General features: G+C 57.8%; 23 protein-coding genes. 9 read left to right on the forward strand and 14 right to left on the reverse strand.

Annotated features, from left to right (window positions below; genetic code table 11):
- Positions 1–29: 29 nt before the first annotated feature.
- Positions 30–983, forward strand: coding sequence for an HTH-type transcriptional regulator MetR (gene metR / locus ABLU88_RS21495; RefSeq protein WP_004097578.1), 954 nt, complete (start codon positions 30–32; stop codon positions 981–983).
- On the opposite strand, the gene ABLU88_RS21500 is transcribed toward metR, so the two are convergent.
- The 3 genes from ABLU88_RS21500 to pldB form a co-directional block, all read right to left on the reverse strand.
- Positions 871–1,770, reverse strand: coding sequence for a carboxylate/amino acid/amine transporter (locus tag ABLU88_RS21500; protein ID WP_025108396.1), 900 nt, complete (start codon positions 1,768–1,770; stop codon positions 871–873). The genes metR and ABLU88_RS21500 overlap by 113 nt on opposite strands.
- Before the next feature lie 88 nt (positions 1,771–1,858).
- A complete protein-coding gene (yigL, locus tag ABLU88_RS21505) occupies positions 1,859–2,659 on the reverse strand; it encodes a sugar/pyridoxal phosphate phosphatase YigL (protein ID WP_049080717.1) in 801 nt (266 codons plus the stop codon).
- A 43-nt stretch (positions 2,660–2,702) separates the two neighbouring features.
- Positions 2,703–3,695 carry a lysophospholipase L2 gene (gene pldB / locus ABLU88_RS21510; protein WP_004097574.1) on the reverse strand — a complete coding sequence of 331 codons (993 nt, stop codon included), beginning with the start codon at positions 3,693–3,695 and terminating at the stop codon, positions 2,703–2,705.
- A gap of 109 nt (positions 3,696–3,804) precedes the next feature.
- Between pldB and rhtB the strand changes: the two genes are divergently transcribed.
- Entirely contained in the window at positions 3,805–4,425 is a 621-nt protein-coding gene (rhtB, locus tag ABLU88_RS21515; RefSeq protein WP_049084468.1) for a homoserine/homoserine lactone efflux protein, read from the forward strand.
- 162 nt (positions 4,426–4,587) lie between these two features.
- Positions 4,588–5,496: an Rpn family recombination-promoting nuclease/putative transposase gene (locus ABLU88_RS21520; protein ID WP_348837906.1), complete on the forward strand. Its 909-nt coding sequence runs from the start codon at positions 4,588–4,590 to the stop codon at positions 5,494–5,496.
- Positions 5,497–5,537: 41 nt separating this feature from the next.
- Here the strand turns inward: ABLU88_RS21520 and rhtC are convergent, their stop codons facing one another.
- The 3 genes from rhtC to pldA form a co-directional block, all read right to left on the reverse strand.
- Entirely contained in the window at positions 5,538–6,161 is a 624-nt protein-coding gene (gene rhtC, locus ABLU88_RS21525; RefSeq protein WP_004097571.1) for a threonine export protein RhtC, read from the reverse strand.
- 61 nt (positions 6,162–6,222) lie between these two features.
- Positions 6,223–8,049, reverse strand: coding sequence for an ATP-dependent DNA helicase RecQ (gene recQ, locus ABLU88_RS21530; RefSeq protein WP_348837909.1), 1,827 nt, complete (start codon positions 8,047–8,049; stop codon positions 6,223–6,225).
- A 67-nt stretch (positions 8,050–8,116) separates the two neighbouring features.
- Positions 8,117–8,989 (reverse strand): phospholipase A, encoded by an 873-nt coding sequence (gene pldA / locus ABLU88_RS21535; RefSeq protein WP_004097569.1) that lies wholly within the window; start codon positions 8,987–8,989, stop codon positions 8,117–8,119.
- Between the two features lie 155 nt (positions 8,990–9,144).
- Here pldA and yigI point away from each other — a divergent pair, with 155 nt between their 5' ends.
- Both yigI and rarD read left to right on the forward strand, forming a co-directional pair.
- Positions 9,145–9,609: an acyl-CoA thioesterase YigI gene (yigI, locus tag ABLU88_RS21540; RefSeq protein WP_004097567.1), complete on the forward strand. Its 465-nt coding sequence runs from the start codon at positions 9,145–9,147 to the stop codon at positions 9,607–9,609.
- A 49-nt stretch (positions 9,610–9,658) separates the two neighbouring features.
- On the forward strand, positions 9,659–10,552 hold the full coding sequence (rarD, locus tag ABLU88_RS21545; protein ID WP_219557770.1) for an EamA family transporter RarD: 894 nt from the start codon (positions 9,659–9,661) through the stop codon (positions 10,550–10,552).
- Positions 10,553–10,593: 41 nt separating this feature from the next.
- Here the strand turns inward: rarD and corA are convergent, their stop codons facing one another.
- The 8 genes from corA to ABLU88_RS21585 form a co-directional block, all read right to left on the reverse strand.
- Positions 10,594–11,544: a magnesium/cobalt transporter CorA gene (gene corA, locus ABLU88_RS21550; RefSeq protein WP_004097564.1), complete on the reverse strand. Its 951-nt coding sequence runs from the start codon at positions 11,542–11,544 to the stop codon at positions 10,594–10,596.
- 354 nt (positions 11,545–11,898) lie between these two features.
- Positions 11,899–14,061 carry a DNA helicase II gene (gene uvrD / locus ABLU88_RS21555; protein ID WP_014227469.1) on the reverse strand — a complete coding sequence of 721 codons (2,163 nt, stop codon included), beginning with the start codon at positions 14,059–14,061 and terminating at the stop codon, positions 11,899–11,901.
- Between the two features lie 77 nt (positions 14,062–14,138).
- The gene (gene yigB, locus ABLU88_RS21560) at positions 14,139–14,855 is read right to left on the reverse strand and encodes a 5-amino-6-(5-phospho-D-ribitylamino)uracil phosphatase YigB (RefSeq protein ID WP_014227468.1); all 717 of its coding nucleotides are present in this window, start codon (positions 14,853–14,855) and stop codon (positions 14,139–14,141) included.
- Entirely contained in the window at positions 14,855–15,757 is a 903-nt protein-coding gene (xerC, locus tag ABLU88_RS21565; protein WP_009651718.1) for a tyrosine recombinase XerC, read from the reverse strand. The genes yigB and xerC overlap by 1 nt, the downstream gene beginning before the upstream one ends.
- Positions 15,754–16,461 carry a DUF484 domain-containing protein gene (locus ABLU88_RS21570; RefSeq protein WP_348837914.1) on the reverse strand — a complete coding sequence of 236 codons (708 nt, stop codon included), beginning with the start codon at positions 16,459–16,461 and terminating at the stop codon, positions 15,754–15,756. Before ABLU88_RS21570 ends, xerC begins: the two co-directional genes overlap by 4 nt.
- Positions 16,458–17,282, reverse strand: coding sequence for a diaminopimelate epimerase (dapF, locus tag ABLU88_RS21575; RefSeq protein ID WP_004127458.1), 825 nt, complete (start codon positions 17,280–17,282; stop codon positions 16,458–16,460). The genes ABLU88_RS21570 and dapF overlap by 4 nt, the downstream gene beginning before the upstream one ends.
- 25 nt (positions 17,283–17,307) lie before the next feature.
- Positions 17,308–17,511 (reverse strand): lipoprotein, encoded by a 204-nt coding sequence (locus ABLU88_RS21580; RefSeq protein ID WP_009651708.1) that lies wholly within the window; start codon positions 17,509–17,511, stop codon positions 17,308–17,310.
- A 163-nt stretch (positions 17,512–17,674) separates the two neighbouring features.
- Positions 17,675–19,135, reverse strand: coding sequence for a PLP-dependent aminotransferase family protein (locus ABLU88_RS21585; RefSeq protein WP_009651706.1), 1,461 nt, complete (start codon positions 19,133–19,135; stop codon positions 17,675–17,677).
- 132 nt (positions 19,136–19,267) lie between these two features.
- Between ABLU88_RS21585 and ABLU88_RS21590 the strand changes: the two genes are divergently transcribed.
- The 4 genes from ABLU88_RS21590 to cyaY all read left to right on the forward strand — a co-directional run bounded on the left by ABLU88_RS21590 (position 19,268) and on the right by cyaY (position 24,830).
- A complete protein-coding gene (locus ABLU88_RS21590) occupies positions 19,268–20,914 on the forward strand; it encodes an amidohydrolase (RefSeq protein WP_025108406.1) in 1,647 nt (548 codons plus the stop codon).
- 204 nt (positions 20,915–21,118) lie between these two features.
- Positions 21,119–22,795 (forward strand): MFS transporter, encoded by a 1,677-nt coding sequence (locus tag ABLU88_RS21595; protein WP_064375206.1) that lies wholly within the window; start codon positions 21,119–21,121, stop codon positions 22,793–22,795.
- 86 nt (positions 22,796–22,881) lie between these two features.
- Positions 22,882–24,465 carry an MFS transporter gene (locus ABLU88_RS21600; RefSeq protein WP_064378203.1) on the forward strand — a complete coding sequence of 528 codons (1,584 nt, stop codon included), beginning with the start codon at positions 22,882–22,884 and terminating at the stop codon, positions 24,463–24,465.
- Positions 24,466–24,509: 44 nt separating this feature from the next.
- On the forward strand, positions 24,510–24,830 hold the full coding sequence (gene cyaY, locus ABLU88_RS21605; protein WP_201162458.1) for an iron donor protein CyaY: 321 nt from the start codon (positions 24,510–24,512) through the stop codon (positions 24,828–24,830).
- The last annotated feature ends 78 nt before the right edge of the window (positions 24,831–24,908 follow it).

Genomic DNA, 24,908 nt, shown 5'->3' on the forward strand with positions numbered 1-24,908 from the left:
AATTATTCATGCCGAAGTGAAGGACTTTCATGATCGAAATTAAACACCTGAAAACGCTCCAGGCGTTGCGGAATAGCGGCTCTCTGGCAGGCGCGGCGGCGGCCCTGCACCAGACCCAATCCGCCTTGTCCCACCAGTTCAGCGATCTGGAACAGCGCCTCGGCTTCCGTCTGTTTGTACGTAAAAGTCAGCCGCTGCGCTTTACGCCGCAGGGAGAGATCCTGCTGCAGCTGGCCAATCAGGTCCTGCCGCAAATCAGCCGCGCCCTGCAGGATTGCAATGAGCCGCAGCAAACCCGGCTGCGTATCGCCATCGAATGCCATAGCTGTATTCAGTGGCTCACGCCGGCGCTGGAGAGTTTCCGCGCCCGCTGGCCGCATGTAGAGGTGGACTTTCAGTCCGGGGTGATCTTCGACCCGCAGCCGGGCCTGCAGCAGGGCGAGCTGGATCTGGTGATGACCTCCGATATCCTGCCGCGCAGCGGCCTGCACTATTCGCCAATGTTTGATTTCGAAGTACGCCTGGTGATGGCGCCGGATCATCCGCTGGCGACAAAGGCGCGCATCGCGCCCGAGGATTTAGCGACTGAAATGCTGCTGATTTATCCGGTCCAGCGCGCACGTCTGGATATCTGGCGTCACTTCCTGCAGCCTGCCGGGATTAGCCCGCAGCTGAAGAGCGTCGACAATACGCTGCTGTTAATTCAGATGGTGGCGGCGCGAATGGGCATCGCCGCCCTGCCGCACTGGGTCGTGGAAAGCTTTGAGCGCCAGGGCCTGGTGGTGACCAAAACCCTGGGCGAGGGACTGTGGAGCCGACTGTACGCCGCGGTGCGCGACGGCGAGCAGCGCCAGCCGGTTACCGAGGCGTTTATTCGCTCAGCGCGGAACCACGCTTGCGATCATTTACCGTTTGTGCGGAGTGCGGAGCGACCCAGCGTCGATGGACCCATAGCGAGGCCAGGATCACCAGAGCGCCAATAATAAAGCTCGGCCAGCGGGGCTGCGTCTGCCAGATGGCCAGGTTTACCAGCAGCCCGGCAGGCACGTGCATATTGTTCATGATGCCGAGCGTACCGGCATCCACCTGGGTGGCGCCGTAGTTCCACATAAAGTAACCAATCCCGGATGCCGCCACGCCAAGAAAGGCCAGGATGCCCCACTGTAGCGAAGTTTCCGGCATTTTCTGCGCGTTACCCAGCATCGACCAGGCAACCGCCGCCACCAGAAACGCCCCGATGTAGAACCAGGCGAAGGCGTTATGCTGCGGCATCGGACGCGTTTCCATCAGGCGCTTGTACCCCACCATGCCAATCGCGAAGCTGATATTGGAGAGTTGAACCAGGATCAAACCGGTCCAGAAATGGTTGGTCACCTGGTCATAACGGATGATGCCCGCGCCGATTACCGCCAGCAGCGCGCTGCAGGCGTAGCCCCAGCGCAGGCGACGGCGGCTCATCACATCGTAAATCAGCGTGATATAGAGCGGCGTCAGGACGGTAAACAGCAGAAGCTCCGATACCGTCAGGTACAGATAGGCCTGGAAACTCAGCATATACATAATGCCGAGCTGCATCGCCCCCACCAGCATATACAGGCCGATGGTTGACAGGCTCTGCCCGCGGGTGCGCAGGAAGGGCAAAAACACCAGCGCCGCCAGGCCAACGCGCGCCAGCACCGCAAAATAGCTGTCGACGTGGCCTGCCAGGTATTCGCCATACAGGCTAAAGGAAAAGGCCCACAGAATGGTGGTGATAATCAGTAGCGCCACAATGAATGTCTCATAGAGTAAAGAACACGCATTGTAGCGGAGTGATAGGTTGACGACTGCTCATTAATTAAACAATCGTCAATCTTTTTTAGTCAAGATAGAGTTTACGCAAGTAGTGGGGAACGGCGTCATCGACGTTGCTGCCGATCACTTCCAGCTCAGGATGCAGGTCTTTCAGCCGCTGGTGCGCGTTGGCCATAATGCAGCCCTTGCCCGCCATTGACAGCATTTCCGCATCGTTCATACCGTCGCCGAAGGCGATACACTCTCTCAGGCTATAGCCGAGCATCTTCGCCACGGCCTCCAGCGCATGCCCTTTCGACACGCCGCCCGCCATCACTTCGAGGCAGGTAACGGTAGAGAAGCTCACGTTCACCCGATCGCCCCAGCGGGCGTTGATCGCCTGCTCCAGCGGCAGCAGATGCTCATGCTTATCGCAGGTGAAAAAGACTTTGCTGATCCCTTCAGGATCCAGCTCGCCCGGCTCGTACAGCTTGTAGTTAAACACCGCCTCTTTGAAGAAGCGCATCTCTTCCGGACGATGGCGATTCATATACCACTCATCTTCGCGATAGACGTTGGTCACAATCGCCGGATCGTTACGCATCATTTCGAACAGGTCGGCGGCGATATCGCGGTCAAGGTTGTGGGCGAAGATCTGCTTCCCTTCGCTATCGTGTACGCGAGCGCCGTTTGAGGTGATCATATAGGATTTAATGCCGAGATTATCGCGAATTTGCCCAACATCGATGTAGTGGCGGCCGGTCGCGAACACGAAGTTGATACCGCGTGCGGTAAGCAGCTTCAGCGTCTCTTTGGCGTAAGGAGTTAAGCAGTGATCGGGAGAAAGCAGCGTGCCATCTAAATCAGACGCAACAACCTGGTACATAAAAATTTTAACCTCTAAGCAGGGCGACGAGCGTTTCGCCGGATTAAGTGTGTCGACCAAAAAAATCGACGATAGCGTTTAGCGCGACCGAGCGCATTGCGTCCTTTTCAAAAAGGATCTCATGGTATGCCCCTTCTATGACAAACGGCTTATCCCCTTCACAGGGATGACCGCCAGCGGCGCGAAGTTCACAGTAGCGATCGTGCATACGGTTATCGACCACCCGCTCTTCTTCCGCCTGGAGCAATAATGTTGGCGTGACGTCTTTCTCCGCACCGGCCAGCACCTCTTCGCCGGCGAGGATCCCCTCGCGCACCCAGTGGAACGTCGGCCCGCCGACCCGCAGCTGCGGCTCATCGGCGTAAAAGCGCAGGTTGCGGCGATAGCGTTGACGGCTGTGCGTCAGTACGTTAACCGCAAAGGGCAGCGCCCGCCAGCGGCCGGTACCGAGGGCATACTCTTCACGAATGCGCTGATGGCCCTCAGCCCAATCGAGAATATGGCGCACCATCCAGTCAGGCAGGCGCATAACGATGCCGAACATCGGCGCACAGAGCGCCATCGCGTCGCAATGCTGGTGGTAGCGCTGCAAAAATAGCGTCGCAATGGCGCCGCCCATGGAGTGGGCCAGTATAAACCGTTTCCGCCAGCGTCCGGGCGCCACCTGCTGCTGCCAGAACGCGGCGAGATCGTCGACGTAATCGCTGAAATTAACGACGTGCCCGCGGTGGGTATCTGAAAGCATGCGTCCGGAGCGCCCCTGGCCGCGATGATCGATAATCATCACGTCAAAACCGCTGCGGAAAAGATCGTAAGCCAGTTCGGCGTACTTAACGTAGCTTTCAATGCGACCCGGACAAATAACCACGACCCGGTCATGACTTTTGGCGCAGAAGCGAACAAAGCGCACCGGAACGTTATCCACGCCCGTAAATTCAGCCTCTTCCCGCTGACGCCAGAAATCGGTCAGTGGCCCCATGGTAAAGGCCGCAAACGCGTTTTCTCGTGTTTCCCAGTCCTTTTGCTGCAAAAACATCGGGCTTACACCCCTGATAACCGCTGAAAATCGTTTTTTTATCGTGCATCACACAATGCTTACACAATAGCGTATTGTGGCATAAAAACAGACAATCAGGGAGTTTCTCATGACGTTCGAGTGGTGGTTTGCCTATCTGCTGACATCTCTTATTCTCAGCCTGTCGCCGGGATCCGGGGCGATAAATACCATGACCACCTCAATCAACCACGGTTATCGCGGCGCGGCGGCTTCTATTGCCGGGCTACAGACCGGGCTCGGCATTCATATCGTGCTGGTGGGCGTTGGCCTGGGTACGCTTTTTTCCCGTTCGCTGTTGGCCTTTGAAATCCTGAAATGGGCGGGCGCCGCTTATCTTATCTGGCTCGGCATTCAGCAGTGGCGAGCCGCGGGTTCTCTCGAGCTGAATACCCTTGCGCAAGCGCAGAGCCGCGGCAAACTCTTTAAGCGCGCGGTGTTCGTCAACCTGACCAACCCAAAAAGCATCGTGTTCCTCGCCGCGCTCTTCCCGCAGTTTATCGTACCGCACCAGCCCCAGGTGATGCAGTACCTCGTGCTCGGCGTCACCACCATCGTGGTCGATATTATCGTGATGATTGGCTACGCCACGCTGGCGCAGCGCATCGCCGCGTGGATCAAAGGGCCCAAACAGATGAAGGCGCTAAACAAGGTTTTTGGATCGCTGTTTATGCTGGTCGGCGCCCTGCTGGCCTCCGCGCGCCACGCCTGATGGATGGAAGCACGCTCGCAAATTATCGTTAGCTTTGCGGGTATAGCGACATCCTCAGCCGAGCAGGCGGGCAAAGAACAAAGATAATTTTTTTGCCCGCTGTTGAACTCGCAGCGCCAGTGCCAGAATGCCGCCAGATTCTCTTCTTCATGGACGAAAACGATGGCGGAAGCGGCAACCCCTCACGATGCGGTATTCAGAACTTTTCTCTCCCGTGTGGAAACCGCACGGGATTTTATCGAGATCCATCTGCCCCCCTCACTCATGCAAATTTGCAAACTGGATACCCTACGCCTTGAGTCAGGAAGCTTTATTGAAGATGATCTGCGCCCCTTCTACAGCGATATCCTCTATTCTCTGGAAACGACCAGTGGTTGCGGCTATGTTCACGTTCTGATTGAACATCAAAGTTCGCCAGATAAATTAATGGCGTTTCGTTTAATGCGCTATGCCATCGCTGCTATGCAGCGGCACATAGAAGAAGGGCATAAAACGCTACCTCTGGTGATCCCGATTCTTTTTTATCAGGGACGGCGAAGCCCCTATCCCTGGTCGCTGGACTGGCTGGAGAACTTTGCCGATCCGGATACTGCGCGCCAGATTTACTCCACCGCCTTTCCGCTGGTGGACATCACCGTTATTCCCGATGACGAAATCATGGAGCACCGGAGTATAGCGGCCCTGACGCTGGTACAAAAGCATATATGGCAGCGCGATATGGCCGAGCTCGTCGACAAGCTCACCAGCCTGCTGTTGCTGGAACAGATGAGCAGACAACAAATTACCGTACTGATAAAATATATGGCCCAGGCGGGAGAAGAGCAGGATGTTCGGCCGCTATTATATGAGCTGGCACAGCGGGTGCCGCAACATGGAGGTGTACTGATGACTCTGGCAGAAAAGTGGCTTGAGGAAGGTATGCAGAAGGGCATTAAGGAAGGCATAAAAGAGGGCAAACGCGCTGCGCTTCTTAACGTCGCAAAGGCCATGCTCGAGCGGGGCATTGATACTACTGCGGTTATGGAAATGACCGGTCTGACGTCCGACGATTTGCAGCAGCTGCGTCATTAATATCCGGCCCGTCCATAACCCTTGGGCGGGCCGCAGAACGCTTAGCGCGAAATAATCAGGTGAATACCAAACCCGGCAAACAGAGTACCGGCAATGCCGTCTATCCACTTCGCCATCCGCTGATAGCCGCGGCGCATGCCCGGTAGGGCGAACAGGCTGGCGACCACCGTAAACCAGGCCAGCGTCTCCAGAACAATCAGCAGGAAAATCCCCCAGCGCGCGCCGGAACTGACGCTGTCGCCGACAAACAGCGAGAACACGGAGCCAAAATAGATAATCGCTTTTGGGTTAGCCAGATTGGTCAGCAGCCCTTTCAGGAAGCTCCGGCCGCTGCGCGCCAGTTCGACCTGAGGCTCTACCGCCGCTGCCGCTTCGCTTTTTTTCAGCGCGCCGCGCAGCATCTGGAAGCCCATCCAGCACAGATACAGACCGCCGCCGACCATAATAATGGTATGCAGCCAGGCCATCTTCTCGATAATCAGGTTCAGGCCGAGCAGCGCTACGCCCGCCCATACCATCACTCCGCAGGTGATCCCCAGCACGCCCATCATCGCCTCTTTGCGGGAGCGGCTAACGGCGGTTTGTGAAACAAAGAAGAAGTCCGGGCCAGGACTCATCAGCGCAATGATATGCACCAGCGCCACGGTGAAAAAAAGCGTCAACATAATTAACTCGCAGGAAAATAGTCAGGGCGAAAACTATATTTACACTTTTTCGTCTGGCTGACTACTCATCATCGCCATCCACGTGCGCGCGAATCAGGGCCATAAACTCTTTACCAAAACGCTCGAGCTTACGCGTGCCAACGCCGTTGACGCTGAGCATCTCCCCGGCCGTCAGCGGCGTTTGCTCAGCCATTTCAATTAGCGTCGCATCGTTAAACACCACGTAGGGCGGGATATTCTCTTCGTCGGCAATCGCCTTACGCAGTTTGCGCAGCTTGGCGAACAGCTTGCGATCGTAATTACCGCCAAAGGATTTCTGCATCGCTTTCGGCTTCAGCGCCACAATACGCGGCACGGCAAGCTGTAGCGTCACGTCGCCGCGCAGGACCGGACGCGCGGCCTCGGTAAGCTGTAGCGCAGAGTGCTGGGCTATATTCTGCGTAACCAGGCCTAAATGAATAAGTTGACGGATCACGCTGACCCAATGCTCGTGGCTCTGTTCGCGCCCAATGCCGTAGACCGGCAGCTTGTCGTGCCCCATATCGCGAATACGCTGGTTATTGGCGCCGCGCAGCACTTCCACCACGTAGCCCATACCAAAGCGCTGATTGACGCGGTAAATCGTCGACAGCGCCTTACGCGCGTCCATTAAACCGTCGTACTGTTTCGGCGGATCGAGGCAGATATCGCAGTTGCCGCAGGGCTCCTGGCGCCCCTCGCCAAAGTAGTTGAGCAGCACCAGACGGCGGCAGGTTTGCGCTTCGGCAAAGGCCCCCATCGCGTTGAGCTTATGGCGTTCAATGTCCTGCAGCGGCCCGGCGGGTTTCTCCTCAAGGCAGCGTCGGAGCCACGCCATATCCGCCGGATCGTAAAACAGCATCGCCTCGGCAGGCAGCCCATCGCGCCCGGCGCGCCCGGTCTCCTGGTAATAGGATTCAATATTGCGGGGGATATCGAAATGCACCACAAAACGGACGTTCGGTTTGTTGATACCCATACCGAAGGCTACCGTCGCCACCACGATTTGCAGGTCGTCGCGCTGGAATTTCTCCTGCACGTCGGCGCGGATATGGTTTTCCAGCCCGGCGTGATAGGCCGCGGCGCTGATGCCGCGGCTTTGCAGGCGAGCGGCGGTGTCTTCCACTTTTGAGCGGCTATTGCAGTAGATAATGCCCGACTTACCGCGCTGATCCTGCACGTAGCGCATCAGCTGATCCAGCGGCTTAAACTTCTCCATCAGCATATAGCGGATGTTGGGTCGGTCGAAGCTGCTGACCTGAATGAGCGGGTCGTTTAGATCCAGCAGGCGAACAATGTCGCGACGCGTCGTGTCATCGGCGGTAGCGGTCAGCGCCATAAACGGGATTTGCGGTATCCGCTGGCGCAGCTGCCCTAACGCGGCGTATTCCGGACGGAAATCGTGCCCCCACTGGGAAATACAGTGCGCCTCGTCTACCGCCACCATCGACAGATTCCAGTGCGTAAGATGCTCAAGGAAGTTATCCAGCATCAGGCGCTCCGGGGCGATATACAGCAGGCGAATCTGCCCGCTGCGGCAGCCGGCCATCACCTCCTGCTGCTGCTCCCGGCTCTGGGTTGAGTTCAGGCATGCCGCCGCCACGCCGTTAGCCAGCAGCTGATCGACCTGGTCCTTCATCAAGGAAATAAGCGGCGACACCACGACGGTGAGACCGCCCAGTACCAGCGCCGGAACCTGATAACACAGCGACTTGCCGCCGCCGGTTGGCATCACCACCAGGCAATCGCGCCCGGCCAACGCCGTATCAATGATAGTTTCCTGGCCCGGGCGAAACTGCTGGTAGCCGAAGGTCTCTTGTAAAACCTGCTTAGCCAGCGATTCCTGATCCAATACTTCCGCCTGCGCCACGTTGACCCCATATGCCTGAAAAGAAAACAGGCGCTATTTTCAGCGCCTGAGAGCCAGAGTGCAACGATTAAAACAGATCGTTGAGCATCAGCCCGACGCCGACGCGGGTCTGATTGAAGTTATAATCGATGAGCGACTCGCCATAACCGCTATAGACCTGAGTATAGACGCGCACGTGTTTGGTGATCGGATAGCTCACCCCAAGCTCGGCGCCGCCGTAGCCGGTATTCCAGTTATATTGCCCCTGGGCGCTGAGGATGGCGTCGCCCAGCTGATAGCCCACTTTCAGCCGGTAATACCCCATATATTTGGTGATATCCGGATTATCGTCGGTGCTGCCAATCACGTACCAGGGCTTCACCTCAACCAGCCAGTTGCCGTTTTGCGCCATCAGCCGGGTATAGAGGCGGTTCCAGCTGCGGGAGGTGGGATCGGAACGGCCGTTAGAGTCGTGGTTATAACCCATCTCAACGTCGCGCAGCGTCCAGCCGGCGAACGAGTAATCGGTCGCAAACCCGAGGAACAGCTGCGGCTCATAGTTGGTTTCGCGAAACGGCGCGGACTCTTTGCTGTTGGAGAGCTGCCACCAGGATTTTTGCGTATAAGAAGCGCCCAGCAGCGAATTCTCACCGAGGATCCCTCGCCACAGCGGAAACGCCAGGCTGAGCTGGAACTTCACTTCATCTTTACGCGCATTTTCGGCCCAGTCGTAGCTACGAATCGCTTCTTTATTGAGATCGCTGGTCCACGTATAGAGCAGATAGTTGCTCTCGTAGGGATAGAGCAGGAACGGATTATCATGGTCCTGTAACAGGTTGGCGATAATGCTCCCGCGAACGACCGGAGCGTCGTGGACCTGTTTATTCACCGGCGCGTCCTGCGCCAGAACGCCGGCCGGAAGCGCAACAAGCGCCAGCAGGCAGGCCAAAGAGATACGCATTGCTGTTCTCCTGGATGGATATTTATTATTTCTGTTTAACCCAGGCAGCATTCTACCTATTTATGCGGCATCTGACCTGTTATCCGTTCTTAAAGTAGAAATCAATATTTTAGAAGCATAAAATCAACATTTCATTAACTTATGGAAGTGTTGTTATGTCTGAACTGACCGCCGCCGCCGCCCTGAAGCTGGTGGGAGAGATCTTCGTCTACCATATGCCGTTTAATCGTGCCTTAGGGCTGGAGCTGGAGCGCTATGAAAAGGAGTTTGCCCAGCTGAGTTTCAACAATCAGCCGATGATGGTGGGCAACTGGGCGCAGAGCATTTTACATGGCGGCGTGATCGCCTCAGCGCTGGACGTCGCTGCGGGGCTGGTATGCGTCGGCAGCACGCTGACTCGCCACGACACCATCAATGAAGAAGAGCTGCGCCAGCGCCTGTCGCGGATGGGCACTATCGATCTGCGCGTCGACTACCTGCGTCCGGGCCGCGGGGAACGCTTTACCGCCACCAGCAGCCTGCTGCGAGCCGGTAATAAAGTGGCGGTGGCCCGCGTCGAGCTGCATAACGAAGAGCAGGTGTATATCGCCAGCGCCACGGCGACGTATATGGTGGGTTGATCGGCCTAAATCGAGTAACATCTCTCTCTTTGGCAATGGATTTGTACCGATGGACGCTAAACAAACGCGGGTGGGGATTCTTCTGGCCCTGGCCGCCTATTTTATCTGGGGTATCGCGCCGGCGTACTTCAAGCTTATCTACTATGTTCCCGCCGATGAAATTCTGACTCACCGCGTGATCTGGTCCTTCTTCTTCATGGTCGCGCTGATCAGCATCAGCCGTCAGTGGCCGCAGGTCAAAAGGCTGCTAAAAACGCCGAAAAAGGTGTTCCTGCTGGCGCTCTCTGCGGTGCTGGTGGGCGGCAACTGGCTGCTGTTTATCTGGGCGGTGAATAACCATCATATGCTGGAAGCCAGCCTGGGCTATTTTATCAATCCGCTGGTGAATATTCTGCTGGGGATGATCTTCCTCGGGGAGCGCTTTCGCCGGATGCAGTGGCTGGCGGTGCTGCTGGCCGCCTGCGGCGTGCTGGTACAGCTCTGGACCTTCGGCTCGCTGCCGATTATCGCGCTGGGCCTGGCGTTCAGCTTCGCTTTTTACGGCCTGCTGCGTAAAAAGATCGCCGTGGATGCGCAAACCGGGATGCTGTTTGAGACGCTCTGGCTGCTGCCGGTTGCTGCGATTTATCTGTTTGGTATTGCCGATAGCCCGACCAGCCACATGGGGCAGAATCCGTGGTCGCTGAACCTGCTGCTGATGGCGGCGGGCGTGGTCACCACCATCCCGCTGCTGTGCTTTACCGGAGCGGCGACGCGTCTGCGCCTCTCCACGCTGGGATTTTTCCAGTATATCGGCCCGACGCTGATGTTCCTGCTGGCGGTAACCTTCTACGGCGAAGTGCCGGGCGCAGATAAAATGATAACCTTCGCCTTTATCTGGGTGGCGCTGGCGATTTTCGTGATGGATGCGGTTTACACAATACGCCGTACGCGTAGGGCATAAAGCCAAGCTGGTACGCAAAAAAGGAGCCGAAGCTCCTTTTTTTACAGCCAGTTTTTACGCTTAAAGTACAGATACGGCGCCAGGCCGGCGAGCATCATAAAGACAATCGCGCCGGGATAGCCAAAGCTCCAGTGCAGCTCGGGCATAAACTCAAAGTTCATCCCATAGCTGGAAGCCACCAGCGTCGGCGGCAGGAACACCACGGAGACCACCGAGAAGATCTTGATGATGCGGTTCTGCTCAATGTTGATAAAACCCATCGCCGCCTGCATCAGGAAGTTAACCTTCTGGAACAGCGACTCGTTGTGCGGCAGCAGGGATTCGATGTCGCGCAGGATCTCACGCGCCTGCTCCAGCTGACCGGCCGGAAGGCGGGCTTTGCGCACGAGGAAGTTCAGCGCGCGCTGGGTATCCATCAGACACAGGCGGACTTTCCAGCCGATATCTTCCTGCTCCGCCAGCGTCGAGAGCGCCTCGTCGTAATCATCGCCCTGACGGCCTTCCATGATCACCCGGCTGAGCTTTTCCAGGTCGCTATAGATGTTTTCAATTTCATCCGCCAGCTGCTCGATTTTGGTTTCGAACAGGTCCAGCAGCAGCTCGTAAGCGTTGCCGTCCACCATCGACTGGCTGCGGGCGCGCATGCGATACAGGCGGAAAGCAGGCAGCTCCCGTTCGCGCAGGGTGAACAGACGCCCTTCGCGGATAGTAAACGCGACGGTAGAGTTACCGGCGTGATCCTCTGCATCTTCAAAAAAGAAAAATGAGTGGATATGCAGGCCGTCTTCATCCTCAAAGAAACGCGCTGACGCTTCGATGTCTTCCAGCTCCGGGCGCGTCGCCAGGTTCTGACCCAATTCCGTTTGCACGCGGCTTCGTTCATCGTCGTCAGGCTCGACCAGATCGACCCACACCGAACTGGCGAGGTGCTTGATCTCGTCGGCTTCCAGACGCGTTAAACGATTGTTTTCCAGTTGAAATGCGCTCAGCATGACCGGGACTCCCAATGCAAAAAATTATCGGACAGTTCGGTGGGCACACAGAAACAATTTGGGTTTCAGACCATTAAGCCTGACTCAGAGCGACGGGAATAGAACGGGTCGCCGACAACCGCTAAGGCTATCAGCATAAGAGGATAGCCTTAGGAGTTGTTCCTGATGGGCAGGAAATTGAGCCAGCATCTACTGGGTGTGTCCAAGGCGAATGTCCTCTTAGCGTAATCGTGCGCGCATGTTACGCCAGCGCAAAAACGGCGTCAACACGCAACGGAACGCTAAAGAGCAAATCAAGCTCCTTAACGTATAAAGGTAGCAGAATATTACAAAATAATGATACTTTTCTTACTGTTACACTGTTTCAAGCCGGGCATACGCCGCGACCAGCCATTTAATCCCCTGCCCCTGAAACGCAACCTGCAGGCGGCTGTGTTCGCCGCTGCCTTCGAGGTTCACGATCGTGCCTTCGCCAAACTTGGCATGGCGCACGCGCTGGCCCAGCTTATAGCCGGTGTCGTTTTCCGCCATCGGCGTCCCCATCCGCTGATGGCTGACCGGACGGCTCACCGTGGCGCGCAGCCGCACCTCTTCCACGCAAGACTCCGGCAGCTCGCCGATAAAGCGCGACGGACGGTGATAAACCTCTTTGCCATACAGGCGGCGGGTTTCCGCATAGGTCAGCGTGAGCTTCTGCATCGCGCGGGTGACGCCGACGTAGGCCAGACGGCGTTCTTCTTCCAGGCGGCCGCCCTCATCAAGCGCCATCTGGCTCGGGAACATCCCCTCTTCCACGCCGACGATAAAGACCTGCGGGAACTCCAGCCCTTTCGCCGAGTGCAGGGTCATCAGCTGTACCGCATCCTGCCAGGTATCCGCCTGCCCTTCTCCCGCTTCCAGCGCCGCATGCGAGAGGAACGCCTGCAGCGGCATCAAATCTTCATCTTCTTCGTTGTAGCTGAACTGGCGCGTTGCCGTCACCAGCTCCTCTAAGTTTTCAATGCGCGTCTGGCCTTTCTCGCCTTTCTCCTGCTCGTACATCATGCGCAGGCCGGAGTCTTTAATCACCCGATCGGTCTGCACGTGCAGCGGCATATCGGCGGTTTCCTGCGCCAGGGCGTCAATGAGCTCCATAAAACGCTGCAGGGCGCTGGCGGCGCGTCCGGCAAGCACTTTATCTTTTAACAGCTCGCGACAGGCCTGCCACAGCGTCAGCTGACGGTCGCGCGAGGTCTGGCGCACCACGTCCAGCGTGCGATCGCCGATACCGCGCGTCGGGGTATTCACCACGCGCTCAAAGGCCGCGTCGTCATTACGATTGGCGATCAGGCGCAGATAGGAGAGCGCATCTTTGATCTCCTGGCGTTCGAAGAAGCGCATGCCGCCATAAATACGATACGGCATGCTGGCCTGCAGCAGCGCCTCTTCCAGCACGCGCGACTGGGCGTTGCTGCGATACAGAATCGCGCACTGCTCCAGCGCCCCGCCGTTTTCCTGCCAGGTTTTGATGCGGTTGACGACAAAGCGCGCCTCATCAAGATCGTTAAACGCGCAGTAGAGCGAAATCGGCTCGCCGTCGGCGCCGTCGGTCCACAGCTTTTTCCCCAGACGCCCGCTGTTGTTTTCAATCAGGGCGTTGGCCGCGCTGAGGATATTGCTGGTCGAGCGATAGTTTTGCTCGAGGCGGATAGTTTCCGCGCCGGGGAAATCGTTGAGGAAGCGCTGGATGTTCTCCACCTGCGCGCCGCGCCAGCCGTAAATGGACTGATCGTCATCGCCGACGATCATCACCTTGCCGGTATCACCCGCCAGCAGGCGGATCCACGCGTACTGAATGTTGTTGGTATCCTGAAATTCGTCCACCAGGATATTGGTAAAGCGCTCGCGGTAGTGCTGAAGAATGTGCGGCTTGTTGAGCCACAGCTCGTGGGCGCGCAGCAGCAGTTCGGCGAAATCCACCAGCCCCGCCCGATCGCAGGCCTCCTGGTAGGCCTGATAAACCTTCTGCCAGGTCTGCTCAACCGGGTTACCGTAGCTCTGTATATGGTGCGGGCGCAGCCCTTCATCTTTCTGGCCGTTGATGTACCACATCGCCTGACGCGGCGGCCACTGCTTCTCATCGAGATTCATCGCCTTAATCAGACGCTTGAGCAGGCGCAGCTGGTCTTCGCTGTCGAGGATCTGGAAGTCCTGCGGCAGGTTGGCGTCAAGGTGATGAGCGCGCAGCAGCCGGTGCGCCAGCCCGTGGAAAGTGCCAACCCACATACCGCCCTGGGTGGTACCCATCAGTTGGCCAATACGATGGCGCATTTCCGCCGCCGCTTTGTTGGTAAAGGTCACCGCCATAATGGAGTAAGGGGAACAGTGCTCAACGCTCAGCAGCCAGGCGATGCGGTGTACCAGTACGCGCGTCTTACCGCTGCCCGCGCCTGCCAGAACCAGCATGTTAGTACGTGATGCCGCAACGGCTTCACGCTGTTTGTCATTAAGGCTGTCGAGCAGATAAGAAACGTCCATTGGCACCGCCGGAAATGAGACGCCCGGCAACGTTCAGTCCACCGGGCTACTGTTAATTTATACAGAACTACTGACGATTATATCAGCGAGGTCAGAGATGCCAACCGTGAAATTTCGATGTGCGGTAACAGGCGGCTGTCGGCGGTGCGCATCAGGTCTGCGCCCTGCGGTTTGATCCAACAGGCCTGCATGCCGCAGCGAATGGAGCCCGCCACGTCGGTCGTCAGATCGTCCCCAACGTGCAGAATCTGCCCCAGCGGCAGCGCCAGCCGCTCGGCTGCGAGATGATACATATCGGCAAAAGGCTTAGAGCGCCCGTCCGGACCGGCGCGCAGCACGAAGCGGAAGTAGTCGCTCAGGCCAAAAAGCTCCGGCTGGGCATTACCGTTGGTAATGGCCACCAGCGGCCACTTTTCCGCCAGCTGCGCCAGCGTATCGTGCGTTTCCTGCGGGACATCGATCAGGCTGCGCCAGTGGGCGAAGTTCGCCATCGCTTCCTCGGCCCCCGTTTTCGCCAGCGCCGCAGAAAGCCCGGCGTTGATCATCCCCAGCTCCAGCGCGCGGCGGCGCCACTCGGTGACATCGTGGTAAATTTCCGGCTCTGACGCCAGCAGCGTCTGGCGCAGCCGGTTGAGTTCGCTGGCGTCAAATTGACTCAGCGACGGGTGGTAGCTACGCACAAAGCTCAGCGACTCATGCAGCGTTCGGTCAATCACCGGACGGTTGTCATAAAGGGTATCGTCCAGGTCAAATGTCAGTGCTGAAATCTGGCCCAGAGGTCGGTAAAAACGCATTATTTCCCCCGTTTGGCGCGCGGATGCGCCGCATCGTACACCGACGCAAGGTGTTGAAAATCAAGATGGGTATAAATTTGAGTGGTGGACAGATTCGCATGACCCAGCAGCTCCTGCACCCCGCGCAGATCGCCGCTCGACTCCAGCATATGGGTCGCGAAAGAGTGGCGCAGCTTATGCGGATGCACGTGGCTGTTGAGGCCCTGCTTAATGCCCCATTCGGCAAAGCGCTTTTGCACGTTACGCGCGGAAATTCGCTTACCCAGCTTTGATAAGAACAGGGCGTCTTCATCAGCGCCGAACAGGCCGCGCAGGTCGAGCCAGTGCTCAATCCACACCACCGCGTTGCGGCCAATCGGCAGGCGGCGCTCTTTGCTGCCTTTGCCCATCACCCACACCTCGCCGGATTCCAGATCGAGGTGCTTAATGTCGAGATTCACCAGCTCCGAGAGACGCAGTCCCGCGCCGTACATCACTTCCAGCATCGCCCTGTCGCGTACCGCCAGCGGATCGTTAAGATCGATATCCAGCAGTCGGTTAACGTCGTCGACGTCGATATTTTTCGGTAAATGGCGCGGTGTTTTCGGCGCCGAAATCCCCTTCGCCGGATTCGCGGCCAGTTCGCCCTGGCTCACCAGCCAGTCAAAGAAGCTGCGTAAGGCGGAGAGACGTAAAGCCAGGCTGGCTGGCCCCAGCCCCTGGCGACGGCTGCGCACCGCCAGGCTACGGACCTGGGCAGCATCGCACTGCTGCCAGCTTTTCAGCCCGGCGCTATCCGCCAGCGCGATAAGCGTCTCAAGCTGGCGGCGGTAGTTCAACAGCGTTATCGGGCTCAGCTGACGCTCCACGCCGAGATAGCGTAAAAAGCGTTCTACGGGCGTAAACAGCGGCGAGTCGGTCATGCGCGCTCGATCCAGCGCTCCAGCAACCCCGGGAGCATCGACGCAATTTCCTGCAAAAGCTGCGTTCCCTGACCTTGCTGATAGTGCTGAGGGTCGCGACTGCTGAACAGCATCACGCCGGGCGCTTCATCTCCCCCCAGCAGCGACATCGCCACCGAACCCACGGCTTTTGCTTCCGGCAGCACCACCAGCAGTTCCGGGCCGTTTAATGGGCCAAGATAATGGCGCTGTTGCCCAAGACGCTGAATGCGAATAGGCTCAAACGCCTGACGGCTTATCGCCAGATGAGTGAATTTGGAGGGCGCGCCGAGCCGCCAGCTGTCGGGAAACAGGCGCACCGTGGCGCCCGCCAGCCCCAGCTCGCGCGCCCAGCGATGAAAGCGGTTCAGCATTTCATCAAGGCTATCGGCCGCCGCCAGCCGCGTCTGGAGATCAAACAGGCGCTGAAACAGGCTTTCGTTAGCCGTCGCCTGGGCCATCAGCAGCGTCATATTCTCTTCCAGCACGTTGATATGGTTCCGCGCCCGCGCCATGTGCCATTCCACCAGCGAGACCGAACCACGTACCGGATGCGGCACCGACATATGCTCCACCAGCGCCGCATTACGAATAAAGAATTCAGGATGTTGCAACAGATAGTCCACCACTGCGCGATCGTTCAGCTCGCTGGCGAGTGCCTGCTGTTCTTCCCCGACTTGTTTCATAAATGAATAAATCCGTCATAGACATGTGCCGCCGGGCCAGTCATATACAGCGGTTGGCCCGGACCTTTCCAGGCGATATCAAGACGCCCGCCGGGTAATTCCACGCGGACCTCCTCGCCCAGTAACCCCTGCTGGATACCGACTGCCGCCGCCGCGCAGGCGCCGCTGCCGCAGGCCTGCGTTTCACCCGCGCCGCGTTCATACACGCGCAGGCGAATATGGGAGCGGCTGACCACCTGCATAAAGCCGATGTTCGCCCGCTCCGGGAAGCGCTCGTGGTTTTCCATCACCGGGCCGAGCGTTTCCACCGTCGCGGTTTCCACATCATCGACCTGGATAACGCAGTGCGGGTTGCCCATCGACACCACGCCGCACAATACTGTCTGTTCAGCGGCGCGCATGATATAGGTCTTTTCCGCTTTGTTGGCGCGGAACGGCACCTGCGACGGTTCGAAGTTTGGCTCACCCATATTCACGCGCACCAGATCGTCTTCCGTTACGCTTAATACCATACGGCCGTTCGAGGTACTGACGCGGATGTCACGTTTATTGGTCAGGCCTTTCAGGCGCACAAAGCGGGCGAAACAGCGCGCGCCGTTGCCGCATTGCGCCACCTCGCTACCGTCGGCATTGAAGATGCGATAGTGGAAGTCGAGCTCCGGATCGTAGGGCGGCTCAACCACCAGCAGCTGATCGAAGCCCACGCCAAGATGCCGATCCGCCAGACGACGAATCAGTTCCGGTGAGAAAAAAACATTCTGAGTTACCGCGTCAACAACCATAAAGTCATTGCCAAGGCCATGCATTTTAGAGAACTGCATCATCTACTCCAGCAGCGCGGAACTGTCAGTAATTCACCTGGGTCGGACCACCGCTATCACCGCGATCGTTACGATCCGGCGTAGAGCTCTGGATACCGCTATCAACCGGTTTAGTCGGCGGAGGCGCCGTTTTATCCGCTGGCGGGAAATAGAGCGGCCCTTTCAGACCACAGCCGGTGAGGCTGAGGACCGCAAATAAAACGGCAAGCGCTGGGAAAACGTTTTTCATGGATAGTAGCCCGTAATTCATTCTTTCTGTTTTCTATCATCGCAGGAGAAGACGTAAAAGCAAGCGTTTAGGGCAGCTTTATGACATCTGAAAAGCGGCTTTCCACCAGGGTTACAGCGCAAACGCGTTGGTAGATATACGCTGAGTATTCATTTTAGCAGGGTCACTGCCAGCATTTTTTTAGCACCTGTATCGACTGCACAATATCCGCTTCCATCACGCCGGCAAATCCCAGCACCACCCCGTAATGATGGCGGCTTTCAGGCGTACCGGGGATCCACAATGCGCTCAGCGGCGTAATTTCCACGCCTGCCGCCTGGGCCTGGCTAACGAGACGGGTTTCTGTTTCAGCATCATCCAGCGTAATCGCCGCATGTAGCCCCGAGGCCACTTCCGGCATCACGCCAATATGGCTCAGATGCTGATTCCATTCGGCCAGCAGCAGATCGCGACGGCTTTTACTGATTCTGCGCATTCGCCGGATATGGGGCTGGAAATGACCCTCCGAAATAAAGCTCGCCATCACCTGCTGGTCGTTCATTGGCGGCTGGCGGGTGGATAGCGTACGCAGCAGGTTCAGCGGTTCCACCAGCTGTTGCGGAACCACCATGTAGCCCAGGCGTAGCGCGGGATACATCACTTTGGAAAACGAACCGATATAAATCACCCGATGGCGGTTATCCAGCGCGGCGAGCGGCATCAGCGGCGTGCCGTTATAGCGATACTCGCCGTCGTAATCATCCTCCATAATCCACGCCTGATGCTTTCTGGCCCACTCCAGCAGCGTCATCCGCCGCGATAGCGAGAGCGTCGCGCCCGTCGGGTACTGGCATGACGGGCTCACGTAGACCATCCGGGCGTCGGGATAATCCGTCAACTGCGCCGTCTGAAGCCCCTCATCATCAACGTTAATCGCTTTAATATTCAAACCAAGGCAGGAGAATACGCCCGCCGCCGCCCAGTGGCAGGGGTTTTCCATAATGACGTCCTGCCCGGCGCGCAGCAGCAGCGCGGAACAGAGCATTATCGCCTGCTGTGCGCCAAGGGTAATAATCACCTGGGCCGGATCGCACTTCAGGCCGCGCGAGGTGTGCAGATAGCTGGCGATAAGCTCGCGCAGCTGTAAATCGCCCGCCGGAACGCCGTAACCCATTTGCGCAATGGGTCGCCGCCGCCAGAAGCGGTTTTGCAGGCGCGACCAGGTATCAAACGGGAAATGGTCAATCGCGGGCATGCCGATGCGAAAAGCCTTCGGCGGGCCATCGTGCACAAAATGGCGATTAAACCGCGCCGTCAGCGGCAGGCGCGAGTCGACGCGTAAGGCAGGAATTTCAGGGACGTCGGGGCCTTCGTCAACCTCCTGCCCGCGATAACGTATATAGGTGCCGTCGCCCTGTCGGGTTTCAATTAAATCATCGGCATATAAACGCTCGTAGACCGAGACCACCGTATTGCGAGAAACCCCCAGCAGCCGCGCCAGCTCACGCGTCGCGGGTAGTTTAGCCCCGTGAAGACCGGGCGTATTCACCATCTTCTCTCTCAGGGCGCGATAAAGCTGCTCGCTACGCTTTCTGCCAGCATCCAGCTTTATACCCGTTAAATCAAAAGGCAGAGCAACCGACAAATTGGCACCTTAATATCGTGGGTTTTTGGTCCTGTTATACATCCAATATGACAATTAGCATAGGCGCATTAATACTCATGATGAAAGCGACGCCTTTCATCGCTCTCTGAACCCTGAATGATTGAGCCTACTATGTCAGCATCAGAAATCACGATTTTTGCCGCTAAAAAAATCATTACGATGTGCCCGAACCGCCCGGAGACCACCCATGTCGCGGTGCGCGGCGACCGTATTTTAGGCACCGGCACGCTTGAAGAACTCACCGGCTTTGGCGAATACCAGCTGGACGAGACCTTTGCCGATAAAGTGTTAATGCCCGGCCTGATTGAAGCCCACTCGCACGTCACCGGCGGCGGTATGTGGCAATTCCCCTATGTGGGTTACTACGATCGCCCGGACCATACCGGTAAAGTCTGGAAAGGCTGCCGCTCTTTTGACGACGTCGTCAGCGCGCTGCAGGCGGTGGAACGTGAGATGACCGATCCGCACGCGCCGCTGATCGCATGGGGCGTTGATCCCATTTATTTCGGCAGCGAAAAGCTGGGCCGCGAACATCTGGACCGCGTCTCAACCACCCGTCCGGTCGCGGTTATCCATATGAGCATCCACCTGATGGGCGCCAATACCGCCGCGCTGCACGACTGCGGAATATTTGACGACTGCCAGATCGAAGGCGTGGTGAAAAATCAGGACGGTACGCTGCACGGCGAGCTGGTGGAGTTCGCCGCCATGGGGCCAATCCTGAATAAATATGGTTTCTGGGACGAACTCACCACCGAAATCGCCATCGCCAATTTCGGCCAGGAAGCGTTTCGCGCAGGCTGCACCAGCGCAGCCGATATGGGTCTGACCGATTTCAGCAATCCCGAGCTGATGACCAACTACATCCGCATGACCCGTGAAGAGGACTTCCCGATTCGTCTGCTGGTGGCCTACGGTCCTCCTTTCGTCAAAAAACCCTTCCAGGAAGCGCTGGATTTCGCCCCGGACGTCATGCGTCACGGGCACGAAAAAATGCACTTCGGCCCGATGAAAATCTTCCTCGACGGCTCTATCCAGGGTGGGTCAGGACGGATGCTGGAGCCCTTCTATTATCTGGATGGCCACAACGGCGCGTGGAACGCCACGCCGGAAGAGGTGGAGCAGCAGGTCTACGACATCATGTCCCGCGGCTACCAGGTTCACTGCCACTGTAACGGCGACGAGGCCTCGGAAGCGTTCATTAAAGCCGTCGAGAAAACCCTGAATCGTATTCCTGCAGTGAACCACCGCGCGGTGATGCAGCACGCGCAGATGCTGCGTGAAGATCAGTTCAAACGCATCAAAGAGATGGGTATGGGCGTGAACTTTTTCAGCAACCACATCTATTACTGGGGCGATCAGCACTACAGCAAAACCATGGGCCCGGAGCGCGCAATGCGTATGGACGCCTGCGGCAGCGCGGTGCGCCACGGTATTCCTTTCGCCTTCCACAGCGATTGCGGCATCACCCCCATCAACCCGCTGTTCACCGGCTGGTGCGCGGTGAACCGCCTGACGGCATCCGGGCGCGTACTGGGCGAAGCGGAAAAAATCTCCGTCGATCAAGCGCTGCACGCGATGACCCTCGGCGCGGCATGGACCATGAAAATGGACCATCTGATCGGCAGCATCGAATGCGGTAAATATGCCGACTTCACCGTGCTGGAAGAGGATCCGCAGGCCATCGAGCCGGTTCAGCTTAAAGATGTGAAGGTCTGGGGCACCGTGCTGGGCGGTAAGAAACAGCAAATCCAGTAATCCTGTTGCGAACATTATCCACCCGGCGGCATCGTCGGGCGGATAGCTATTGCACAAAATCATTCACGTGGCATCAAGGCGGCACCTGAGAGAATCCTCGGTCACTTATTACAGTAAGCGACCGGGGTGAACGCAGGCAGCCAGCACAGAGGCAGCTTGAAGGATGATGTGTAGATTGCCTGAAATTAACCACAGAACACGATCATGACGACAAATTCAGTAATTAACTCTCCCGGCATGTCGCGCAACGCGGCCGCCGATACGGCGATGAAATGGTTGCCGCTGCTGGTGCTGTGCCTCGCTCAGCTTTCGACATCCGGCGATAATGCCACGCTGAGCATCGCTACCGGCGCGCTGGTCAAAGACCTGCACGCGTCAATGGATCTCATCAGCATCGCCAACGCGATGTATTCGCTGGCCGCGGGCTCTCTGATGGTCGCCGCCGGGATGGCCGGGCTTATCGTCGGCTGGAAGAAAACCTTCCGCATCGGCTGCGCGCTGCTGTTTCTTGCCGAGCTGACCGCTTATTTCTCACCGAACATGCTGGTCTTCACCTACGGCGCCCGTCTGCTTTCCGGTATTGGCGGAAGCTTTATGATCCCTTCGGTGCTGGGGCTTATCGCCAGTAACTACAAAGGCCGCCAGCAGGCGATCGCCTTTGGCGCTATCGGCGCAGCTAGCGGCGTCTCCTTCGCCGCCGGCCCGTTGATTTGCGGCCTGCTGGTTGACCACCTCGGCTGGCGCGCCGCGTTTGCCGCTATCGCCGGCCTGTGCATCGTTATCTTCAGCGGCTCCTTCCTGGTCCCTACGCCGGCAAAACCTGAACGCAAAGTGGTGTTCGATCTGCCGGGCGTCGTCCTGACGGTTATCGGCCTGTTCAGCGTGATCCTCGGCTTCCTGAAAGTATCAAGCTGGGGTCTGTTTACGCCGTTTAACGCGCCGTTCACCGTTATGGGCCTTAGCCCAGCGCCGTTCCTCGTCCTGTTTGGCCTGATCGTGCTGGCGATTATGCTGAAGTGGGAGCGCCATCGCGAAGCCACCACCGGCAGCGCGCTGATCCCGCTGTCGTTCCTCGCAACGCCGCAGGTGCGTAACGGTCTCTATCTGACGGCGTTTATCTTCCTCGCCTACGGTTCCGGTATTTTTGTGACCGTGAGCTTTGTACAGGTGGTTGCCGGGCTGAACGGCATTGAAACCGGCTTGCTCATTCTGCCGTTTGCGCTGGGCGTCGTGGTCTTTTCGCTGGGGCTGCCGATCGTCTGGAAAAACGCGAATCCGAAACGGATGTGCCAGAGCGCGCTGCTCATCGGCACGCTGGGCTCCGTGTTGTGCATCTTCGGCTTCGGCCCGTCCGATTTCAGCATGATCGTGCCGGTAGGGATGTGTCTGATTGGCGTCAGTATGGGCATCGTTTCCGCCTATTCCAGCTATATTGTTACCAGCGCCCTGCCGGCGCGCGATGCGCAGCAGTCCGGCGGCGTGCAGGCGACTTCGCGTAACGTCGGCCAGGCAATCGGCGTAGCGGTTTGCGGTATGGTGATGCTGACGGCGGTCACCATGACGGTACAGGATATGGCCAGCCACGACGCTTCGCTAAGCCAGGATACACAGCAGAAGGTGGCAAATCTCTCCGTTATTCCTTATCTCAGCGATACGGGTTTCTCAACGCTGATGCTGGACCAGGGCGTGAATCAGAAGGATGTAACGGAACTCAACCAGGTCTATAAAACCGCCCGCCTGAAAGCCACGCGAGCGGGTATGGTCGCCACCGCGGTCATGACGCTGCTGTTTTTATTCGGGACGCGCAATCTTCCCGTCCGCGCCAGGGGTTCTGATGACGCAGCAGGAGAAGAGCCGCGTGCGAAGAAGTCGAAAATCTGAGTTAAGATCGAAAGATAACTAACAATAACGCGCCCCTCCCGCGAGGAAGGGCGCGTTTTGTCGTTTCTATCAAAAAGGAACACGCTGTGACCACCAACCCTACACCGACAAACTGGTTACCTTTGGTTGTCTTATGCTGCGCACAGTTTCTGGCTTCCGCCGATAACGTGACGTTAAGTATCGCCACGCAGGCGCTAATGAACGATCTGCACGCCACGCTTGGGCAGGTCAGTACAGCGAATACCATGTATCCGTTGATTGCGGGCACGTTTATGGTGGCAGGCGGAATGCTGGGGTGTATCTGGGGTTGGCGAATGCTGTTTCGCATCGGCTGCCTGATTTTTATCCTCGCCGAAGCCTGCGCCTTTTTTTCGCCATCGATCGCGCTCTTCACCTGGGGCGCGCGTCTGACCGCCGGGATAGGCGGTAGCCTGATGATCCCCGCCGTTTTTGGCTTGATCTCTGCCCTGTATCAGCAGCGACGACGGGTTGCCGCCTTTGGCGCTCTGGGCGCCTCCAGCGGCATTTCATTCGCCTGTGGTCCAATTGTATGCGGATATTTGCTGGACCACGTCGGCTGGCGCATCGCGTTTGCCTCGCTTGGCCTGCTGGCGCTGCTTATCCTGCTCTGCTCCGTCATCATCCCGGCATCAGAAAACAAACGCGCCGCTATCGCCTTCGATACCCCGGGCTTTCTGTTAGGCACCCTGGGGCTGTTCCTGACGATTTTCGGTATTCTGCGCATCCCGGTCTGGGGGCTGGTTATGCCCTTCGACCCGGCAGTGAGCGTTCTCGGCCTGAGCCCCGCCCCTTTCGTTATTCTCTGCGGCCTGATGGTGCTGGTGATGATGCTGCGCTGGGAACGTTATTTTGAAGCCACTACCGGCCACGCTCTGCTCCCCGCGGTTTTCCTGAAAACCCGCCTGGTGCGCCACGGGCTCTATCTCACCGGTTGGATATTTTTTGCCTACAGTTCGGCTATTTTTACCGTGGTGAGTTTTGCGCAGATTGTTAAAAGCGTATCGGCGATGGAAACAGGGCTGCTGATACTCCCTTTTGCGATATGTCTCGCCGCCTGTTCGTTGGGCCTGCCGCTGTTTATTCAGCAGCGAAACCCTCGCCGCCAGTGCCAGATGGGGCTGACGGCGGGAATCGCCGGCGCTCTGGTCGCCGCCGCGGCGCTGCACGTAACGGGGTTTACCCCTGTACTGATGGCGTCAGGGCTTTGTTTAATCGGCGCGGGGATGGGCACCATCGCGGCCAATGCCCCGATACTGGTCACCACTGGCGCAGGGAATCGGCACGCCGAACAGTCCGGCGGCGTTCAGGCCGCCTCGCGCGATATCGGGCAGGCATTAGGAATGGCGTTAATCAGTACCGTCATGCTCACGGTGTTGACCTTCCTGATGAAATATCAGGTACAGCACGACCCGGCAATGGGCCTGGCCGCCCGACAGGCCATCGGCCATCTCACGTTTATCCCCTGGACGAGCGATCGGACTTTCCATCAGCTTATCCAGACACAAAACCTGGCGCCCGGCGATCTCTCTGGCCTTCTTCAGCATTATCAACAGAGCCGGATGCTGAGCGCGCGTTACGGGCTGCTGGCGATGGCGATCGTGACGTCTCTACTGCTGATCCGCCTTCGCCATCTGCCGAAGTCATCGTAGATTGCGCTATACTGCCGCCACGATCAAAAAAGCGGGAAAGAACCATGAACGACAGTGAATTCCATCGCCTGGCCGATACCCTGTGGGTGACCATCGAAGAGCGTCTCGACGACTGGGATGGCGACAGCGATATCGACTGCGAAATCAACGGCGGCGTGCTGACTATCAGCTTTGAAAACGGCAGCAAAATTATTATCAACCGCCAGGAGCCGCTGCACCAGGTGTGGCTGGCGACAAAACAAGGCGGCTACCATTTCGACCTGAAAGGCGACGAGTGGGTATGCGACCGCAGCGGCGAAACCTTCTGGGATCTGCTGGAACAGGCGGCGACCGCGCAGGCCGGTGAAGCGGTGAGTTTTCGCTAAACGCGCGTGATTCGAGTTCCCCGGATTGCGGCTAACGCCGTATCCGGGCGACAAAACCCATATCACCCCGAAGCCCGG

The organism is Klebsiella sp. GW_Kp182 (assembly GCF_040062275.1).
GTDB lineage: Bacteria > Pseudomonadota > Gammaproteobacteria > Enterobacterales > Enterobacteriaceae > Klebsiella > Klebsiella michiganensis.

Excerpts from the sequence above, each read along its gene's own strand:
- yigI (WP_004097567.1), top strand. The coding sequence starts at position 9,145 with ATGTCTGAACTGACCGCCGCCGCCGCCCTGAAGCTGGTGGGAGAGATC.
- yigL (WP_049080717.1), bottom strand. The coding sequence starts at position 2,659 with ATGTACCAGGTTGTTGCGTCTGATTTAGATGGCACGCTGCTTTCTCCC.
- pldA (WP_004097569.1), bottom strand. The coding sequence starts at position 8,989 with ATGCGTATCTCTTTGGCCTGCCTGCTGGCGCTTGTTGCGCTTCCGGCC.
- ABLU88_RS21580 (WP_009651708.1), bottom strand. The coding sequence starts at position 17,511 with ATGAAAAACGTTTTCCCAGCGCTTGCCGTTTTATTTGCGGTCCTCAGC.
- ABLU88_RS21590 (WP_025108406.1), top strand. The coding sequence starts at position 19,268 with ATGTCAGCATCAGAAATCACGATTTTTGCCGCTAAAAAAATCATTACG.
- rarD (WP_219557770.1), top strand. The coding sequence starts at position 9,659 with ATGGACGCTAAACAAACGCGGGTGGGGATTCTTCTGGCCCTGGCCGCC.
- uvrD (WP_014227469.1), bottom strand. The coding sequence starts at position 14,061 with ATGGACGTTTCTTATCTGCTCGACAGCCTTAATGACAAACAGCGTGAA.
- ABLU88_RS21595 (WP_064375206.1), top strand. The coding sequence starts at position 21,119 with ATGACGACAAATTCAGTAATTAACTCTCCCGGCATGTCGCGCAACGCG.
- yigB (WP_014227468.1), bottom strand. The coding sequence starts at position 14,855 with ATGCGTTTTTACCGACCTCTGGGCCAGATTTCAGCACTGACATTTGAC.
- corA (WP_004097564.1), bottom strand. The coding sequence starts at position 11,544 with ATGCTGAGCGCATTTCAACTGGAAAACAATCGTTTAACGCGTCTGGAA.
- ABLU88_RS21520 (WP_348837906.1), top strand. The coding sequence starts at position 4,588 with ATGGCGGAAGCGGCAACCCCTCACGATGCGGTATTCAGAACTTTTCTC.
- rhtC (WP_004097571.1), bottom strand. The coding sequence starts at position 6,161 with ATGTTGACGCTTTTTTTCACCGTGGCGCTGGTGCATATCATTGCGCTG.
- pldB (WP_004097574.1), bottom strand. The coding sequence starts at position 3,695 with ATGTTTTTGCAGCAAAAGGACTGGGAAACACGAGAAAACGCGTTTGCG.
- dapF (WP_004127458.1), bottom strand. The coding sequence starts at position 17,282 with ATGCAGTTCTCTAAAATGCATGGCCTTGGCAATGACTTTATGGTTGTT.
- cyaY (WP_201162458.1), top strand. The coding sequence starts at position 24,510 with ATGAACGACAGTGAATTCCATCGCCTGGCCGATACCCTGTGGGTGACC.
- rhtB (WP_049084468.1), top strand. The coding sequence starts at position 3,805 with ATGACGTTCGAGTGGTGGTTTGCCTATCTGCTGACATCTCTTATTCTC.
- xerC (WP_009651718.1), bottom strand. The coding sequence starts at position 15,757 with ATGACCGACTCGCCGCTGTTTACGCCCGTAGAACGCTTTTTACGCTAT.
- metR (WP_004097578.1), top strand. The coding sequence starts at position 30 with ATGATCGAAATTAAACACCTGAAAACGCTCCAGGCGTTGCGGAATAGC.
- ABLU88_RS21570 (WP_348837914.1), bottom strand. The coding sequence starts at position 16,461 with ATGAAACAAGTCGGGGAAGAACAGCAGGCACTCGCCAGCGAGCTGAAC.